This window comes from Geodermatophilus sp. SYSU D01105, assembly GCF_054050095.1.
In genome coordinates this window covers 1-16,974 of sequence record NZ_JBJGYR010000032.1, presented here as the reverse complement: position 1 = coordinate 16,974, position 16,974 = coordinate 1, and the positions used below count along the sequence as shown (strand labels likewise).

The 16,974-nt window shown below is 73.6% G+C and carries 15 protein-coding genes; 11 read left to right on the top strand and 4 right to left on the bottom strand.

Features of this window, described 5'->3' with window-relative positions:
• Positions 1-13: 13 nt before the first annotated feature.
• A complete protein-coding gene (locus ACI79I_RS22305) occupies positions 14-1,225 on the top strand; it encodes an SPFH domain-containing protein (RefSeq protein WP_456994512.1) in 1,212 nt (403 codons plus the stop codon).
• A gap of 92 nt (positions 1,226-1,317) precedes the next feature.
• On the opposite strand, the gene ACI79I_RS22300 is transcribed toward ACI79I_RS22305, so the two are convergent.
• Positions 1,318-2,274 (bottom strand): RNA polymerase sigma factor SigF, encoded by a 957-nt coding sequence (locus ACI79I_RS22300; RefSeq protein ID WP_456994511.1) that lies wholly within the window; start codon positions 2,272-2,274, stop codon positions 1,318-1,320.
• On the bottom strand, positions 2,271-2,768 hold the full coding sequence (locus tag ACI79I_RS22295) for an ATP-binding protein (protein ID WP_456994510.1): 498 nt from the start codon (positions 2,766-2,768) through the stop codon (positions 2,271-2,273). Before ACI79I_RS22295 ends, ACI79I_RS22300 begins: the two co-directional genes overlap by 4 nt.
• 225 nt (positions 2,769-2,993) lie before the next feature.
• Here ACI79I_RS22295 and ACI79I_RS22290 point away from each other — a divergent pair, with 225 nt between their 5' ends.
• Together ACI79I_RS22290 and ACI79I_RS22285 are read left to right on the top strand one after the other, a co-directional pair.
• Complete coding sequence (locus tag ACI79I_RS22290; protein ID WP_456994509.1) at positions 2,994-4,838, top strand: SpoIIE family protein phosphatase; 1,845 nt, start codon at positions 2,994-2,996, stop codon at positions 4,836-4,838.
• Between the two features lie 57 nt (positions 4,839-4,895).
• A complete protein-coding gene (locus ACI79I_RS22285; RefSeq protein WP_456994508.1) occupies positions 4,896-5,918 on the top strand; it encodes a DNA topoisomerase IB in 1,023 nt (340 codons plus the stop codon).
• A gap of 337 nt (positions 5,919-6,255) precedes the next feature.
• Here the strand turns inward: ACI79I_RS22285 and ACI79I_RS22280 are convergent, their stop codons facing one another.
• Both ACI79I_RS22280 and ACI79I_RS22275 read right to left on the bottom strand, forming a co-directional pair.
• Positions 6,256-6,654 (bottom strand): STAS domain-containing protein, encoded by a 399-nt coding sequence (locus tag ACI79I_RS22280; protein ID WP_456994507.1) that lies wholly within the window; start codon positions 6,652-6,654, stop codon positions 6,256-6,258.
• A gap of 311 nt (positions 6,655-6,965) precedes the next feature.
• On the bottom strand, positions 6,966-7,499 hold the full coding sequence (locus tag ACI79I_RS22275) for a hypothetical protein (protein ID WP_456994506.1): 534 nt from the start codon (positions 7,497-7,499) through the stop codon (positions 6,966-6,968).
• A gap of 191 nt (positions 7,500-7,690) precedes the next feature.
• Between ACI79I_RS22275 and ACI79I_RS22270 the strand changes: the two genes are divergently transcribed.
• The 8 genes from ACI79I_RS22270 (at position 7,691) to ACI79I_RS22235 (ending at position 16,815) form a co-directional block, all read left to right on the top strand.
• The gene (locus ACI79I_RS22270; protein WP_456994505.1) at positions 7,691-8,257 is read left to right on the top strand and encodes a DUF1360 domain-containing protein; all 567 of its coding nucleotides are present in this window, start codon (positions 7,691-7,693) and stop codon (positions 8,255-8,257) included.
• A 129-nt stretch (positions 8,258-8,386) separates the two neighbouring features.
• Entirely contained in the window at positions 8,387-9,493 is a 1,107-nt protein-coding gene (ku, locus tag ACI79I_RS22265; protein WP_456994504.1) for a non-homologous end joining protein Ku, read from the top strand.
• Position 9,494: 1 nt separating this feature from the next.
• The gene (ligD, locus tag ACI79I_RS22260; protein WP_456994503.1) at positions 9,495-10,964 is read left to right on the top strand and encodes a non-homologous end-joining DNA ligase; all 1,470 of its coding nucleotides are present in this window, start codon (positions 9,495-9,497) and stop codon (positions 10,962-10,964) included.
• 25 nt (positions 10,965-10,989) lie between these two features.
• Positions 10,990-11,910: a non-homologous end-joining DNA ligase gene (gene ligD, locus ACI79I_RS22255; protein WP_456994502.1), complete on the top strand. Its 921-nt coding sequence runs from the start codon at positions 10,990-10,992 to the stop codon at positions 11,908-11,910.
• 125 nt (positions 11,911-12,035) lie between these two features.
• Positions 12,036-12,932 (top strand): formyltetrahydrofolate deformylase, encoded by an 897-nt coding sequence (gene purU / locus ACI79I_RS22250; RefSeq protein WP_456994501.1) that lies wholly within the window; start codon positions 12,036-12,038, stop codon positions 12,930-12,932.
• 256 nt (positions 12,933-13,188) lie between these two features.
• Positions 13,189-13,662 (top strand): Fur family transcriptional regulator, encoded by a 474-nt coding sequence (locus tag ACI79I_RS22245; protein ID WP_456994500.1) that lies wholly within the window; start codon positions 13,189-13,191, stop codon positions 13,660-13,662.
• Positions 13,659-15,326, top strand: a complete 1,668-nt coding sequence (locus tag ACI79I_RS22240) for a catalase (RefSeq protein ID WP_456994499.1) — start codon at positions 13,659-13,661, stop codon at positions 15,324-15,326. The genes ACI79I_RS22245 and ACI79I_RS22240 overlap by 4 nt, the downstream gene beginning before the upstream one ends.
• A 169-nt stretch (positions 15,327-15,495) precedes the next feature.
• The gene (locus ACI79I_RS22235; protein WP_456994498.1) at positions 15,496-16,815 is read left to right on the top strand and encodes an MFS transporter; all 1,320 of its coding nucleotides are present in this window, start codon (positions 15,496-15,498) and stop codon (positions 16,813-16,815) included.
• Positions 16,816-16,974 lie beyond the last annotated feature (159 nt).

The following is a 16,974-nucleotide window of genomic DNA, read 5'->3' as shown; positions in this document are numbered from 1 at the left end:
CGAAGGGACCTCCGTGGAACCCGCACTCATCGCCTTGATCGTCATCGCCGTGCTGGTGGTCATCGTGGTCGCCAAGAGCGTGACGATCGTGCCGCAGGCGCAGGCCAAGGTCGTGGAGCGCCTCGGTCGCTACAGCCGCACGCTCTCCCCGGGGCTGTCGATCCTCGTGCCGTTCATCGACCGGGTCCGCGCGACCATCGACCTGCGCGAGCAGGTCGTGTCCTTCCCGCCGCAGCCGGTGATCACCGCCGACAACCTGCAGGTCGGCATCGACACGGTCGTCTACTTCCAGGTGACCGACCCGCGGCTGGCCGTGTACGGCATCGCGAACTACATCACCGGCATGGAGCAGCTGACCACCACGACGCTGCGCAACGTCGTCGGCGGTCTCAACCTCGAGGGCGCGCTGACCGGGCGGGACGGCATCAACAGCCAGCTGCGCGAGGTCCTCGACGGGACCACGGGCCCGTGGGGCCTGCGGGTGGCGCGGGTCGAGATCAAGGCCATCGACCCGCCGCCGTCGATCCAGGACTCGATGGAGAAGCAGATGCGCGCCGACCGCGACAAGCGCGCGATCATCCTGCAGGCCGAGGGTGCGCGGCAGTCGGCGATCACCACCGCCGAGGGCGAGAAGGCCTCGGCGATCCTGTCGGCCGAGGGCCGCAAGCAGGCGGCGATCCTGGAGGCCGAGGCGGAGCGGCAGAGCCGGATCCTGCGCGCCGAGGGTGAGCGGGCGGCGCTGTTCCTGCAGGCGCAGGGCCAGGCCAAGTCGATCGAGACGGTGTTCCAGGCCATCCACGACGGCAAGCCCGACCAGGGGCTGCTGGCCTACCAGTACCTGCAGACGTTGCCGCAGATCGCACAGGGCGACGCCAACAAGATGTGGATCGTGCCCAGCGAGTTCAGCAAGGCGCTCGAGGGGCTGGCCAACCTCGGCGGTGCCGGCGAGGGCAAGTCGTGGCTGGACGTCGGACCGTCGCCGGACGGCGGCACGACACCCACCGCGGAGATGGACACCAGTGGCTGGTTCGAGTCGGCCCTCCCGCGGGCCGCCGACCAGCCTGAGGCGCGGATCGAGCTCTCGAGCATCGCCGACAGCGCGCCCGCCGTCCCCTCGCCGGAGATGCCCTCGACCCCGTCCCTGGCCCGGGCCGCCGAGGAGGCCGGCACGGGCGCGTCACTCGAGGACCCCTCGACCGCCGACGGCCAGGCGCCGCGCGCCTGAGTCGACGAGGGCGCCGGTCCCGTGCGGGACCGGCGCCCTCGTGTCCGGCCCCGTCCCGAGCCTGCGGGAGGTGGGGAGGACGGGGTCCTCGCTCAGTCCTTGAGCAGGCCCTCGCGGAGCTTGGCCAGCGTCTGGCTCAGCAGCCGGGAGACGTGCATCTGGGAGATGCCGATGTCGGCAGCGATCTGCGACTGGGTCATGTTGCCGAAGAACCGCAGGATGAGGATCCGCCGCTCCCGGGCCGGGATGGTCGCCAGGAGCGGCTGCAGCGATTCCCGGTACTCCACCCCCTCCAGCGCGGCGTCCTCCTCGCCCAGCGTCGCCGCCAGGGTGGGGGAGTCGTCCTCGCCGGAGAGCCGCTCGTCCAGCGAGCTGCTGCGGTAGGCGTTGGCGACGGCCAGGCCCTCCAGCACCTCGGCGCGGGGGATGCCCAGGTGCTCGGCCAGCTCGCTGGGCGTCGGTGCGCGGCCGTTCTTCTGCGCCAGCTCACCGACGGCGGCGTTGAGCGACAGGTGCAGCTCCTGCAGCCGGCGCGGCACGCGCACCGACCACCCCTGGTCGCGGAAGTGCCGCTTGATCTCGCCGGTGATCGTCGGGACGGCGAAGGAGAGGAACTCCACCCCGCGCGTCGGGTCGAACCGGTCGATCGCCGCGATCAGGCCGAGCGTGCCGACCTGCAGCAGGTCGTCGAAGGGCTCACCACGGTTGCTGAACCGGCGGGCGAAGTGCCGCACCAGCGGCAGGTGCTCCTCGACCAGGATCTCCCGCAGCCGCTCCCGGCGCGGGTCGTCCTTCTCCAGCGTGGCGAGCTCGGCGAACAGCGGCGCGGTCCGCTCGGCGCGGCGCCGGTTGTCCGAGACCGGGGTGGCCTCGGGCTCGATCCCGGCGTCGGGCACCGGCACGGCCTCGCTGCGCGGGTCGGGCACCACGACCGGCTGCTCGTCGGACGCGATCTCGCCGTCCGTGCTGCGCGGGGTCGGGGTGTCGTCGTCGACCAGGGTGTCCTCCTCGGCGCGCTGGGGCTGTGCGGCTGCTGCGCCCCGGGTCACCGCACGACCGAGACGTTCTGGCCCGTCTGCCCGAGCGACTGGTCCGGGTGCTGTCCCGGCAGGTACTTGTCCATGGAGATCACCGCGACGGGGCTGGCGGTGCCGTCCCCCGCCGGCACGGTCTCCTGCGTGGCGCGGCCGGCGTGCACGTTGTCGACCAGCGTGTGCAGGACCGCCCACCCGAAGCCGTCGCGCGGGACGTCGGTGCCCGCCGCCGTCGGCACCCAGGCGTCGATGTGCAGCCCGGCGCGGGTCGTCTCGAACACGACGGTCAGTCGCCGGTCGTCGCTGACGATCGAGGCGAGCGTCGCGCAGGCCTCGTCCACCGCCAGGCGGAGGTCCTCGACCGCGTCGAGGTCGTAGTCCATCCGCATCGCCAGGTCACCGGCCATCGCCCGTACGGCGGGCAGCTGGGTCGGGGTGGTGGGCACCCGCAGTTCCAGTCGTTCGGCGCGCCGCCCGTCGTGCGCGAGGGCACCCCTCGAGTCCACCATCCGTCGTCCGCTCCTCATCGTCATCTCTCGCACCGGCGCCGGAGACCCCGGCCCGTCCGGCTCGGCTCCCATCCTGCCCGACCGCACGCCGGTCCCGGCGCGTCGCGGGTCGCGCGGTGCGCCCAGCGGGACGGGATACCCGCCTCCCGCGATCGGCAAACGCCGCCGTGACCTGCGGGGGAGCGCGGTTGCCGGGGTCCCGGGCGTGTTGTTCCCTGGTCGCAGATGAACACCAGCCAGGACAGCTCGCCGCCGGGGTCCGGTCCCGTCGAGGACGCGGGCGGAGCCCTCCTGGTCGCGGCCATGGAGGACGCCCCCGCGGCCATCTACTGCCTCGCCGGGCCGGGCATGGAGCCGGTGTGGGCCAACGCCCGGGCCCGCGAGCTGGGGACGGCCAGTGCCGACCTCCCGTCGGTCGACGGCCGCGCCATCGCCGACCTGGCCGCGGTCGTGGCCCGGTCGGGCCGACCGGAGACGGTGCACGGCACGCTCGGGTCGGACGGGCCATCGGCGAGCGTCGTCCTCCAGCCGCTGCAGGTCGAGGGGCGGCCCGGCGTCCTGCTGCTCGTGGAGTCCGACAGGACGGGGGGCCGGCCCGACGCCGAGGCCGACGTCGTCGAGCAGGTGCAGCACGCGCTGCTGCCGCCGGCCCTGCCGCTGCTGCCCGACCTGCGGTTGTCCGGCAGCTACCACCAGGCCAGCTCGGTGCGGGCGGCCGGGGGTGACTGGTACGACGCGGTCCCCCTGGGCCGCGGCCGGGTGGCGCTGGTCATCGGGGACGCCGTCGGCCACGGCGTCCCCGCCGCCGGGGCCATGAGCCGGCTGCGCGGCGCGATGCGGTCGGTGGCCCTGCGCGACCCGGCACCGGCGGCCGTGGTGGCCGCGCTGGACGCGTTCGCCGCGCAGATGGAGGACGTCGAGGGGGCCTCGGTGTTCTACGGGGTCCTCGAGGCCGCCACCGGCCGGCTCTCCTACGCCACGGCCGGGCACCCGGCGCCGCTGCTGGTCGAGGACGGCGGCACGTGCTCGTTCCTCCCGCTGACCCCGCGGCCGCCGCTGGGGAGCGTGCCGGGCGCGCCGACCACCGTCTCGACCGCGGTCGTCCCGCCGGGCGCGACGCTGGTGCTGTACTCCGACGGCGCGGTCGCCGCCTCCGGTCCGCCGCCGGCGCAGGGGCTCAGCCGGCTCACGGCGGTCACCCGGGATGTGCTGGCCAGTCACCGGCCCCTCGACGCCGAGGGCGCTGCCTCGCTCGCCGCGGACATCGCCGAGGGGCTGCTCTCGCCCGGGGAGCGACCCGACGACGTCGCCGTCCTGGTCGCCCACCGGCTGGCCGAGACGCAGGACCCGCTGGACCTCGACCTGCCCGCGGTGCCGTCCTCCCTGCCGGCGGTCCGCCGGCAGCTGGGCGCCTGGCTGGCCGGGCTGGGCATGGGCGAGCAGGACCGGGTCGGCGTCATGGTGGCGGTGGGGGAGGCCTGCGCGAACGCCGCCGAGCACGCCTACCGGGGTACGGAACCGGGCCGCATGTACGTCACCGCGGCCGTCGACGTCGACGGGCTGCTCACGGTGACCATCCGCGACCAGGGCCGCTGGCGACCGCCGGACCGGGACCCGGGGGACCGCGGCCGCGGGCTGCTGATCATGCGCCAGCTGGTGGACGGCGTGGTGCTGCAGGGCGAGCACGGGACGACGGTCACGTTGAGCATGCGGCTGCGCCGCAGCCCCGAGGAGGTCGAGGAGCGGCACGCCGGCGCCAGCTCCACCGAGGTGGTCGTCGACCGGACGGGGGAACGGCCCGTGGTGCGGGTCGCCGGCGCGGTGGACCCGATCGGTGCCGAGCAGATGCGCATCCGGTTGCTGGAGGCCAGCCACGGCGGCACGGGCCGGGTGGAGCTCGACCTCAGCGCCGTGACGCTGTTCAGCAGCGCCGCGGTGCGCGTCGTCCTCGCCATGGCCCGGATCGCCGGCGACGAGGGCTGGCGGCTGGTCGTCGACGCCCCCGACGGCGGGGTGACCCGGCACATCCTCGAGATCAGCGGTCTGGCCGGCCTGGTCGAGCTGCACTGACGGGGGATCCCGGCCCGTCCCGGTTTGGGGAACGGCTCCGGTGCCCATCCTCCGGGCGTGAGACTCCGCCGCAGCGACGTGCACGGCCCCGGGTACCGGCGCCGGCGCGCCGGCCGCGGGTTCGCCTACTACGACACCGACGGATCGCTGATCCGGGACGAGCGGATCGACCGCATCCGCGCGCTGGCCATCCCGCCGGCGTGGAAGGACGTCTGGATCTGCCCCTGGCCCAACGGTCACATCCAGGCCACCGGGGTGGACGCCGCCGGGCGCCGCCAGTACCGCTACCACGACGCCTGGCGGGCCCGCCGGGACGCGGAGAAGCACGAGCGGGTGCTGGAGATCGCCCACCAGCTGCCCGACGTCCGCGACGCCGTGGTGCACGCGGTCACCGGCAGCGGGCTGACCCGGGAGCGGGTGCTGGCCGCTGCGATCCGGCTGCTGGACCTCGGGGCCTTCCGCGTCGGCAGCGAGCAGTACGCCGAGGACAACGGCACCTACGGTCTGGCGACGCTGCGGAGGGAGCACGTCCGCGTGCGCGGCGAGCGGGTGTTCTTCTCCTACACCGCCAAGGGAGGCATCGAACGGGAGCTGGAGCTCACCGACAAGCCCACCGCCGAGGTGGTCCGGGAGCTGCTCAAGCGCCCCGCGGACACCGGTGAGGAGCTGCTCGGCTACTGGGTCGACGACCCGGCGGGCGAGGGGCGCGTGTGGCACGACGTCACCAGCACGGAGGTGAACACCTACCTCAAGGAGGTCAGCGAGGCCGAGATCACCGCCAAGGACTTCCGGACGTGGAACGCCACCGTGCTGATGGCCGCGGCGCTGGCGGAGACGCCGCAGCCGGCCACCAAGACGGCGCGCAAGCGGGTCGTCAAGCAGGCCTACGAGCGGGTGTCGGAGACACTCGGCAACACGCCCGCGGTCTGCAAGGCCAGCTACGTCGACCCGCGGGTCGTCGACCGCTTCGAGGACGGCGAGACGATCGCCGACGCCCTCGAGGAGGCAGCCTCGGCACCCGACGACCGGACGGCGCAGAAGGTGCTGGAGCAGGCGGTCTGCCAGATGCTCACCGCCTGACGACGGCCGCGGGAGCATCGCAGCGAGGAACGAGCGAGGAGCGGACCGCGGCGCGGAGTCAGGCCGTGGACACCGCCTGAAAGAGGACCCCCCCTGCCCCCCGCCACTCGCAGGCTCGCGGCGGGACCCTGCGGGGGGCCGGACCCGCGACGCTCCGCCTGAGAGGCCCCTGACCCCCGCCACTCGCAGGCTCGCGGCGGGACCCTGCACGGGGCCGGGCCCGGGGGACGCCGCGCGCGACGTGGGGCACCGTCCGGATCCCCCGCAGACACGACGAGGCCCCGCCGGAGCGGGGCCTCGTCGTGTGTGGTCCTCCGGGCCGGTGCCCGGAGCGGTGTCAGCGGGTGCTGCCGTCCACGATGGTGAACAGGTCGATCAGGCCGGTGACCTCCAGCGGCCGGGTGACCGCGCGCGTGGTCGCCACCAGGCGCAGGTCCACCTCGCGCGAGCGGGCCGACTTCTGGGTCTCGACCAGGACGGCCAGCCCGGCGGAGCCGAGGAACTGGACGCCGGAGAGGTCGATGACGAGGGCCTTGGGCCGCTGCTCGAGCTGCGTGTCCAGCGACGACCGGAGCACCGGGGCGGTGAACGTGTCCACTTCGCCGACGACCGTCACCGTGACCGCGCCGTCCTCACCGGTGGAGGTCGAGAGCGTGATCACGTCGTCGAAGGGTGCCTCCGTGCCCTCGGTCGACACGTCGGGCTGCCCCTCGGCAGGCAGGTCGGATGTGGTCACGGGCTAGCTCCTCTCAACGGCAGTGCCCGGCGGCACGACCGCCCGGACAATCTACCGCTGAGCGGCCCCCCGGTGTCGTGGCCCCCGGACGCGCACGTCGTCGAACGTGTCCGCACCGGGTGGTGCACCCGGCGTGGCCGCGGCTGCCTGCTGAACCGCCGCCGCCCAAGGTATGCAACGGTTCGCCTGCGCGCCAACCCGCCCGGACGGCAGCCGCCGTCCGGGCGGGTGAACACCCGGTCGGGTGAGGAGAACCGTCCCGGCGGCAGCCGACCCACTCCCGACACCCGGCCGGAGGAGGCGGCGGGCCGTCAGTCGATGACGTGCATCGCGGCTTCCTCGGGCCCCTCACCGCCGACCACCGGGTCCTGCGACGCCTCGATGTCGTCGGCGGTGCGGTTGGTCCCGGAGTCGGAGTCCGGGGTGGTGTCGTAGTCCTGCTCGAGCTGGCCGAGGCCGCGGTTCGGGTCCTCGGCGGGGCGCACGTCGGGGACGTCGTCGGCGATCTCCTCCTCCAGGCGCCCCGACAGCGACCTGCCCTCGGACTGCTCGAACGCGGTCGTGCCGAAGCCGACGGTCTGGTGGCTCTCCCGGTCGCCCGGCTCCGGGGCGAACTGGGGGTCCTCGGAGCGCTGCATGGTCGGGAAGTCGTCCTGCGAGACGTCCGGGATGCCGTTGTCCTCGGGGAAGACGTCGCGGGCGGTCACACCCTCGGGCCCGGTGGCCCCGGAGTCGCCGCGGGCGTCGTCCCGGGTGCCGGTGAGGCCCCGCTCGTCGTCGGGGAACTCGGCGTCGTTGAGGGCGGAGTGGACGGCTCCGCGGTCGTTCGGGTCGGGCTCGGTCATGGGGTGCCTCCGTTTCGCGTGCGTCGGCCGTGCGCGCACTCGTCCGTCCCGGGGACGGGGGAACCGGTCGGGTGACCGGTGTCGTGATCTCGCCCTACCCGGCGGACCCCCCGGCATGCGTGACCCCGCTCGCGGACACCGACCGGCGTCGTTCCGCATGGGCCCGGCCGGGGCGGGGTAGCGGCGGGGCCATGGCGATCGCACAGGAGCTCCAGCGGATCGGCGCGCCCGTGCGCCGCTGGGCCCGGGTCCAGAAGGCCGAGTACTCGCAGGGGGAGGCCCGGCCGCTCGCCGGGGACCTCGGGGCGATGGGCGTGTACGTGGGTCTGGTGTCGGCCGGCATCGCCGCCGTCCGCGCGTCCGGGCGCGAGCTCCCGGACCGCATCCCGCCGGGGGACGCCGCCCTGCTCGCGATCGCCACCTTTCGGCTCTCCCGCCGGATCGCCAAGGACCCGGTGACCAGCCCGTTGCGCGCTCCCTTCACCGCCTTCCAGGGTCCCTCGGGGCACGCCGAGGTGGCCGAGGAGGTGCGCGAGCACGGCGGCGTCAAGCACGCGGTCGGGGAGCTGCTCACCTGCCCGTTCTGTCTGGCGCAGTGGGTCGCCACCGGCCTGGTCTTCGGCTACGCCACCGCACCCAAGGCCACCCGCCTGATCGCGCTGACCATGACCCTGGTCGCCGGCTCCGACGTCCTGCAGTTCCTCTACGACTCCATCCAGAACGGCGCTCTGGAACCGGGTGGGGACGGCCCGCAGTAGCCCCACCCGTACGGAGGACCAGCGGGCCGCTCGACCTGCCGCAGTGCAGGCAGCGCGCCTATCCTGCGATCTTGACCGCAAGGCCTTCCCCGCCCGCGGTCGTGGACGGGACCGGCGGAAGGAAGCGGCATGCGGTCGATCTGGCGCGGCGCGGTGTCGTTCGGCCTGGTCAGCATCGGGGTGAAGCTCTACACCGCGACCGAGGACCACGACATCCGGTTCAACCAGGTGCACGCCACCGACGGGGGCCGGATCAAGTACAAGCGGGTCTGCTCGATCGACGGCGAGGAGGTCGAGTACTCCGAGATCGCCAAGGGCTACGAGCTGCCGGACGGGCAGTTGGTGATCCTCACCGACGAGGACTTCGAGGAGCTGCCGCTGGCCAGCCGGCGGGAGATCGAGGTGCTCGAGTTCGTCGACCAGGACGACATCGACCCGATCCACTTCGAGAAGACCTACTTCCTCGAGCCCGACGCCTCGGCGACCCGCCCCTACGTGCTGCTCCGTGACGCGCTGGAGAACGCCGGCCAGGTCGCGATCACCAAGATCGCCATCCGGCAGCGGGAGTCGCTGGCCGCGCTGCGGGTCCGCGACGGCGTCATGGTGCTGCACACGATGCGCTGGCCCGACGAGATCCGCCGTCCGGACTTCGCGTTCCTCGACGAGGACGTCGCCGTCCGGCCGCAGGAACTGCAGATGGCCGAGGCGCTGATCTCCTCGATGACGGGGGAGTTCGACCCCGCGCAGTTCACCGACGACTACCGCGAGGCGATGGCCGCGCTGCTGGAGGCCAAGCAGAGCGGCGGTGAGGTGCAGCCGTTGCCGGAGACCGCGGACCCGGGGGCCGCGGTGGTCGACCTGATGAGCGCCCTGCGCCGCAGCGTCGAGCAGGCCCGCGGCGGCGCCGCGCAGGAGGAACCGCCGGCCCGGCGGGCGCCGGCCAAGAAGGCCACCGCCGCGAAGCGGGCGGCGCGCCCGGCGGCCGACGAGGAGCCCGAGGAGCGACCCGCGCGCAAGGCGACGACCCGGAAGACCGCGGCGGCGAAGACGACGGCCGCGAAGAAGACGGCGGCCACGAAGACGGCGGCCACGAAGACGGCGGCCACGAAGACGGCGGCCACGAGGACGGCGGCCACGAAGACCCCGGCCAGGAAGACCGCGGCCAGGAAGACCGCGGCCGTCGCGAAGGCCACGGCGGACGAGCAGCCGGCCAAGCGCGCCCGCCGCAGCGCCTGACGTGCCGGCGCGCCCGCGCGGTCGGCGCGAGGACCCGCTCGCCGAGTACCGCGCCGAGCGCGACCCGGCCCGCACCGCCGAGCCCGTCCCCGCGGCGGGGCGACCACTGCCGCCGGGGACCGGCGACACCTTCGTCGTCCAGGAGCACCACACCCCGCGAGCAACCGGCGAGCGGGTGCACTGGGACCTCCGGCTGGAGCGGGACGGCGTCCTGAAGAGCTGGGCGGTGCCCGAGGGGCCGCCCACCACCACCGGCCAGAGTCGGCTGGCCGTGCCGACCGAGGACCACCCCCTGGAGTACGCCTCCTTCGAGGGGACCATCGCCGCCGGCGAGTACGGCGGCGGCGAGGTGCGCATCTGGGACGCCGGCCGGTACGCCACCGAGAAGTGGGCCGACGACCACGTCACCGTCGCCTTCGACGGCCGCCGGTTGCACGGGCGCTACGTGCTCTCCCGGCTGGCCGACGGCACCTGGAACGTGCGCAAGCTCGACCCCGCCCCGCCGGAGACCCCGGTCGACGTCCCCGCGCCGATGCTGGCCACCCTCGGCGCGCTCCCGCCCGCCGCGCAGGACTCCCAGTGGGGCTACGAGTTCAAGTGGGACGGCGTCCGAGCGGTCGCCGCCGTGCGGGACGGCGCGCTCACCCTGTGGGCGCGCAGCGGCACCGAGATCACCGTGCGCTACCCCGAGCTCGGCCGGCTGCCCGCGGCGCTGGCCGGGCACGACGCCGTCGTCGACGGCGAGGTCGTCGCGCTCGACGAGCGGGGCCGGCCCGACTTCGGCGCGCTGCAGGGGCGGATGCACCGCACCGGCCCGGAGGTGCACCGCATGGCCGCGGCCGCGCCGGTGACCTACCTGGTCTTCGACCTGCTGGCCTGGGACGGCGAGTCCCTGGTCGACCTGCCCTATGCCGAGCGCCGCGAGCGGCTCGACGCGCTGGGGATCGGTGGGCAGCGCTGGGTGGGCACGCCGTGGTTCCGCGGCGGTGGGGAGGCCGTACTGGCCGCCAGCCGGGACAACGGTCTGGAGGGGATCGTCGCCAAGCGCCTGGACTCGCCCTACCGCCCGGGCCTGCGCGGCCCGGACTGGCGCAAGGTCAAGAACCTCCGCACCCAGGCGGTGGTCGTCGGCGGCTGGCGGCCCGGCCAGGGACGGCGGGCCGGGGGAGTGGGCTCGCTGCTGGTGGGCCTGCACGACGACCGGGGGCGGTTCGTGTACGCCGGTCACGTGGGCACCGGGTTCACCGCCCGGGCGCTGCGCGACCTCGGGGAGCTGTTCACCCCGCGGCGGAGCAGCCCGTTCGAGGGCGACCTGCCCCGCGAGGTGACCCGCGACGCGCGCTGGGTGGAGCCCGACCTGGTCGGTGAGGTCGCCTTCGCCGTGTGGACCGCCGACGGCCGGATGCGCCACCCCTCCTGGCGGGGGCTGCGGGACGACCTCGCGCCGGAGGACGTGGTGGAGGAGTGGTGACCGCGCACCGGGTATGGACCTGCCCGTGAGCCGGCAGCTGGTGCGCGTGGAGGGGCGGCAGCTGCACGTCTCCAACCTGGAGAAGGTCCTCTTCCCGGAGGTCTCGTTCACCAAGGCGCAGGTGATCGACTACTACGTCCGGATCGCCCCGGTGCTGCTGCCGCACCTGTCGGGCCGCCCGGTCACCTTCACCCGCTGGCCCGACGGCGTGGAGGGGCAGGCGTTCTTCGAGAAGAACAGCGCCCGGCACGCACCGGACTGGGTCCGGCGGGTCACGATCCCGAGTCCGGGGAGCTCCCGGGGCCGGGAGACCCTCGACATGGTGATCCTCGAGACCGTCGCCGACCTCGCCTGGGCGGCGAACCTCGCCGCGCTCGAGCTGCACGTCCCGCAGTGGCAGGTCGGCAGCCGGCTGCAGCCGGCGCTGCCGGACCTGCTCGTCCTCGACCTCGACCCCGGTCCGGACGCCGGCATCCTGGAGTGCTGCGAGGTCGCCGACCGGCTGCGCGAGCGCCTGGTCGACGACGGCCTCGACCCGGTCGTGAAGACGTCGGGGTCGAAGGGCATGCAGGTGTACGCGCCCATCCGGGTGACCGACCGCGAGCACCCCAGCCGGTACGCCAAGCAGCTCGCGCAGGAGCTGTCCGCGCAGAGCCCGGACCGGGTGGTCTGGCGGATGGAGAAGGTGCTGCGGCCGGGCAAGGTGCTCATCGACTGGAGCCAGAACAACCCGGCGAAGACGACGGTCGCGCCCTACTCCCTGCGGGCCCGCCCGGACGCCACGGTGTCCACGCCGATCGGCTGGGACGAGGTCGAGGCGGTGCTCGACGGGGCCGACCCGGGCGACCTGCGGTTCCGCACCGAGGACGTGCTGGCCCGGGTCGAGGAGTACGGCGACCTGTTCGACCTCGCCGGGGCGCAGCGCGCCGCCCTGCCGCCGGCCTGACGGACCCCGTCCTCCGCGGACTCGGGCGAGGCCCCGGGACGGGGCGGCCGGCGCGGCGGGTCGGGGTGACCCCTCCGGGGGAGGGACGTCGGGAACCGCGGCGGAGCCTGGCATCCTCGGTTGGCGTGTCCGTTGTTGAGCTGCCCACCATCGGTCCCCGCGACGACCGGCTGACCGACGTCGGGCGCCTCGTCGTCCGCTGCCCCGACCGGCCGGGGATCGTCGCCGTCCTGTCGCGTCTGCTCGCCGACGCCGGGGCCAACATCACCGAGTCGCAGCAGCACTCCTCCGACCCGGTCGGGGGCACCTTCACCCTGCGGCTGGAGTTCTTCCTCGCGGACCTCGCCGAGCGGCGCCACCAGCTCGAGGGCGCGCTCGCGCTGCTGGCCCGCGAGTGGCAGCTCACCTGGCGGCTGACCGAGGCCGGCTCCCGCCCGCGGCTGGCGGTGTTCGTCAGCAAGACCGACCACGTCCTGCAGGAGCTGCTCTACCGCGTGGGGTCCGGCGACCTGCGGGCGGAGATCGCCGCCGTCGTCTCCAACCACCCCGACCTCGAGCCGGTCGCGCGCGCCGCGGGCATCCCGTTCCACCACGTGCCGGTCACCCCGGACACCAAGGAGCAGGCGGAGGCGCGGGCCCTCGAGCTCATCGGCGACGTCGACCTGGTGGTCCTCGCCCGGTACATGCAGATCGTGTCGGCGGACTTCTGCGCCCGGTTCCCCGAGCGGCTGATCAACATCCACCACAGCTTCCTGCCGGCCTTCGTCGGCGCGAACCCGTACCAGGCCGCGCACGACCGCGGCGTCAAGCTCATCGGCGCCACCGCGCACTACGTGACCCCGGAGCTGGACGCCGGCCCGATCATCGAGCAGGAGGTCGCCCGCATCGACCACCGCGCCACGGTGGAGGACATGCGGCGGATCGGCCGGTACGTGGAGCGTCAGGTGCTCGCCCAGGCGGTCACCTGGCACGTCGAGGACCGGGTCATCGTCGACGGCGCCAAGACCATCGTCTTCGCGTGACGACGGCCGCGGGAGCATCGCGGCGAGAGACGAGCGAGGAGCGGACCGCCGCGCGGGGGCGCGCCCTGGGCTCCGCCTGACGGCGCCCGCGGCAACGCCGCGGTCGTGCGGCGGGGCGGGACCGGGACCGGCGCCTTTGTCGCCGTGTGTGCGGCCGCGGACCCAGGGGTAGGGCAGCACCACACCAGGAAGGCACTCGCTCGTCGGCGTGTCGTTTTCTTGACTCAATCAAGAAAAGACGGTTGGGTGGACGCCGATGGACACGACCTGGGAGCACCGTCTCCGGGAGGCCGGGCTGCGGGTGACGCGGCCCCGGTTGTCGGTCCTGAGCGTGCTGGCCCAGCGTCCGCACGCCGACGCCGACACCATTGTCACCGGCGCCCGGGACCTGCACCCCACCCTCTCGCCACAGGCGGTGTACGGGGTGCTCAAGGCGCTCGTCGCCGGCGGGCTCGCCCGCCGGATCGAGCCCGCGGGCGCCCCCGCGCTCTTCGAGCTGCGGGTGGGAGACAACCACCACCACCTGGTCTGCCGCTCGTGCGGCGCGGTCGCCGACGTCGACTGCGCCGTGGGTGCGGCTCCGTGCCTGACGCCATCGGACACGGCGGGTTTCGTCGTGGACGAGGCGGAGGTCGTCTTCTGGGGCCTGTGCCGGAACTGCCGGTCGAGGGCTCCGGGAGAGGGCGTGCAGGTCCCCGAGCACCACAATCGAGGAGGAGTACGAGCATGACCGACGTCGCATCGCAGGGCCCTGCGCCGAGCGAGGCGGACCGTCCGGTCCTGACCAACCGTCAGGGCCACCCGGTCTACGACAACCAGAACCAGCGGACGGTGGGCGCGCGTGGCCCGGCGACCCTGGAGAACTACCAGTTCCTCGAGAAGATCAGCCACTTCGACCGGGAGCGCATCCCGGAGCGCGTGGTGCACGCCCGCGGCTTCGTCGCCTACGGCGAGTTCGAGGCCACCGGGAAGTGGGGCGACGAGCCCATCGAGCGCTACACCCGCGCCAACTTCCTCAACGCCCCCGGCAAGAAGACCGAGCTCGCCATCCGCTTCTCCACCGTGATCGGCGGCCGCGACTCCTCCGAGGCCGCCCGCGACCCGCGCGGCTTCGCGGTGAAGCTCTACACCGAGGACGGCAACTGGGACCTGGTCGGCAACAACCTCGCGGTCTTCTTCATCCGTGACGCCATCAAGTTCCCCGACGTCATCCACTCCCTGAAGCCCGACCCCATCACCTTCCGGCAGGAGCCGGCCCGGATCTTCGACTTCATGTCGCAGACCCCCGAGGCCATGCACATGCTGGTCAACCTGTTCTCGCCGCGCGGCATCCCGTCGGACTACCGGCACATGCAGGGCTTCGGCGTGAACACCTACAAGTGGGTCAACGCCGAGGGCGAGACCCACCTGGTCAAGTACCACTGGATCCCCAAGCAGGGCGTCAAGTCCCTGACCGCGGCCGACGCCGCCGCCATCCAGGCCAACGACCTCGGGCACGCCACGAAGGACCTCTACGAGGCCATCGAGAACGGCGACTTCCCGCAGTGGGACCTCTACGTCCAGATGATGAGCGACGACGAGCACCCCGAGCTCGACTTCGACCCGCTCGACGACACCAAGGTGTGGCCGGAGAACGAGTTCGAGCCCAAGCTCGTCGGGACGATGACGCTCAACCGCAACGTCACCGACCACCACAACGAGAACGAGCAGAGCGCCTTCGGCACCGGTGTGCTGGTCGACGGCCTCGACTTCTCCGACGACAAGATGCTGGTCGGCCGGACGTTCTCCTACTCCGACACCCAGCGCTACCGGGTGGGCCCGAACTACCTGCAGCTGCCGGTCAACTCGGCCAAGGGTGCGAAGGTCCACACCAACCAGCGCGGTGGCCAGATGTCCTACGGCGTGGACCTCGGCCCGGGCCAGAACCCGCACGTGAACTACGAGCCGTCGATCATGGGCGGCCTGCGTGAGGCCGAGTACCCGACGCACGACGAGCAGGGCCCGGTCATCACCGGCCGGCTCACCCGCAAGCGCATCCCCCGGACCAACGACTACACGCAGGCCGGGCAGCGCTACCAGCTCATGGAGCAGTGGGAGAAGGACGACCTGGTGAAGAACCTGGTCGACAACATCTCCGAGGCGATCCGCCCCGTGCAGGAGCGGATGGTGTGGCACTTCTTCATGTGCGACGACGAGCTGGGCCAGCGGGTCGGCGACGGTCTCGGCATCACGGCGGACGACGTCCGTGGCCTGGAGCCGCTGCAGACCCAGACCCTGTCCGAGGAGGAGCTGCAGCGCGCGGCCAACCTCGGCAAGAACGGTCCGCGGGACGTCACCGGTCTCCGGATGACGCACTGCGTGCCGAACGAGCGCGTGGTCCTCGCCCGGGACTGACGCACCACCAGCACGGCCGGCGGGCCGCGACCGGGGATCCCGGTCGCGGCCCGCTGTCGTTCCCCGCCCCGGCCAGGGACTCCCGCTGTCCGGAAGACCGATGTCAGGGTCGTCGCGGCGCTCACCTACCGTGCCCTGCGGACCCGAACCGACGGCCCGGGAGGACCCGATGAGCACCACCCCCGCGAGCACCCCGCAGCGGACCGGCGGAACGGCCGCCCGGGCGGTCGGCTGGGTGGCCCCGCTGTGCTGGGTCGCCGTCCTGCTCGACGGCTTCGACCTCGTCGTGGTCGGCACCGTCGTCCCGGCCCTGCGGACGCCGGAGGAGTGGGCGCTCAGCGGCACCGGCGCGACCGCGGTCATCACGATCGGGCTGGTCGGCATGATGATCGGCGCCCTGACCATCGGCACGCTCACCGACCTGGTGGGCCGCCGCAAGGCGCTGATCGCCGCCGTGGCGTCGTTCTCCCTGCTCACCCTGCTGTGCGCGTTCGCGCCGAACGCGGCCGTCTTCGGTCTGCTCCGCTTCCTGGCGGGCCTCGGCCTGGGTGGCTGCCTGCCGACGGCGATCGCGCTGGTCAACGAGTTCACCCGCAGCGGCCGCAGCGGCCGTGCGACGACGACGATGATGACCGGCTACCACGTCGGCGCCGTCGCCACCGCCGCGTTGGCCATCGTCGTCGTCGACTCGATCGGCTGGCGGTGGATGTTCGTCATCGGGGCGCTGCCGGCCCTCGTGCTGGTCCCGCTGATGCTGCGGCACCTGCCCGAGTCCGCGGCCTACCTGCTCGCGCACGGCCGCCGCGCCGAGGCCGAGGAGGTCGCCCGGCGGTACGGCCTCCGGCTGGAGGAACCCGGCCCGGTGGACCGGCACGCCGGGGAGAGCAGCACGGCCGGGGCCACCGCCACGGTGCGGACGCTGTTCGCCGGCGGCTACCTGCGCAACACCGTCGCCATCGGCGTCACCTCGTTCATGGGCCTGCTGCTGGTCTACGGCCTGAACAACTGGCTGCCCACGATCATGCGGGAGGCCGGCTACGAGCTCGGTGACTCACTGGCCTTCCTGCTGGTGCTCAACGTGGGTGCGGTCGTGGGGCTGCTGGTGGCAGGCGCCGTCGCCGACCGCATCGGTGCGCGCACCGCCGGGGTGGTGTGGTTCGCCTCCGGCGCGCTGTTCCTCGCGCTGCTGTCGATCCGGCTGCCCAGCGCCGGCCTCTACGCGATGTGCTTCCTGACCGGCTGCTTCGTGTTCAGTGCCCAGGTCCTGGTGTACGCCTTCGTCAGCGCCAACCACCCGCCGCAGGTCCGGGCCACGGCGCTGGGCTGGTCGGCCGGCGCCGGGCGGCTCGGCGCGATCGTCGGGCCGGTGATCACCGGAGCCCTGGTCACCGCCGGCGTGGCCTTCCCCTGGGGCTTCCACCTGTTCGCCGTCGTGGGCGTCCTCGGCGCCCTGGGGATCAGCGTGGCGAAGGCCCGCCAGGCGCTCTGACACCGCGGCCAGGTGCCGTGCCGCGCCTCGACCACTCCCCGCGATCACAGGCGCGCCTCGCTCACTCCCCGCGATCACAGGCGCGCCTCGCTCACTCCCCGCGATCACAGGCGCGCCTCGCTCACTCCCCGCGATCACAGGCGCGCCTCGCTCACTCCC

What these genes read in the sequence shown, in the direction of transcription:
- ACI79I_RS22245 (WP_456994500.1), top strand. Translation starts at nt 13,189, where the DNA reads ATGGACACGACCTGGGAGCACCGTCTCCGGGAGGCCGGGCTGCGGGTG.
- ACI79I_RS22290 (WP_456994509.1), top strand. Translation starts at nt 2,994, where the DNA reads ATGAACACCAGCCAGGACAGCTCGCCGCCGGGGTCCGGTCCCGTCGAG.
- ACI79I_RS22275 (WP_456994506.1), bottom strand. Translation starts at nt 7,499, where the DNA reads ATGACCGAGCCCGACCCGAACGACCGCGGAGCCGTCCACTCCGCCCTC.
- ACI79I_RS22235 (WP_456994498.1), top strand. Translation starts at nt 15,496, where the DNA reads ATGAGCACCACCCCCGCGAGCACCCCGCAGCGGACCGGCGGAACGGCC.
- ACI79I_RS22270 (WP_456994505.1), top strand. Translation starts at nt 7,691, where the DNA reads ATGGCGATCGCACAGGAGCTCCAGCGGATCGGCGCGCCCGTGCGCCGC.
- ACI79I_RS22295 (WP_456994510.1), bottom strand. Translation starts at nt 2,768, where the DNA reads ATGGTGGACTCGAGGGGTGCCCTCGCGCACGACGGGCGGCGCGCCGAA.
- ACI79I_RS22240 (WP_456994499.1), top strand. Translation starts at nt 13,659, where the DNA reads ATGACCGACGTCGCATCGCAGGGCCCTGCGCCGAGCGAGGCGGACCGT.
- ku (WP_456994504.1), top strand. Translation starts at nt 8,387, where the DNA reads ATGCGGTCGATCTGGCGCGGCGCGGTGTCGTTCGGCCTGGTCAGCATC.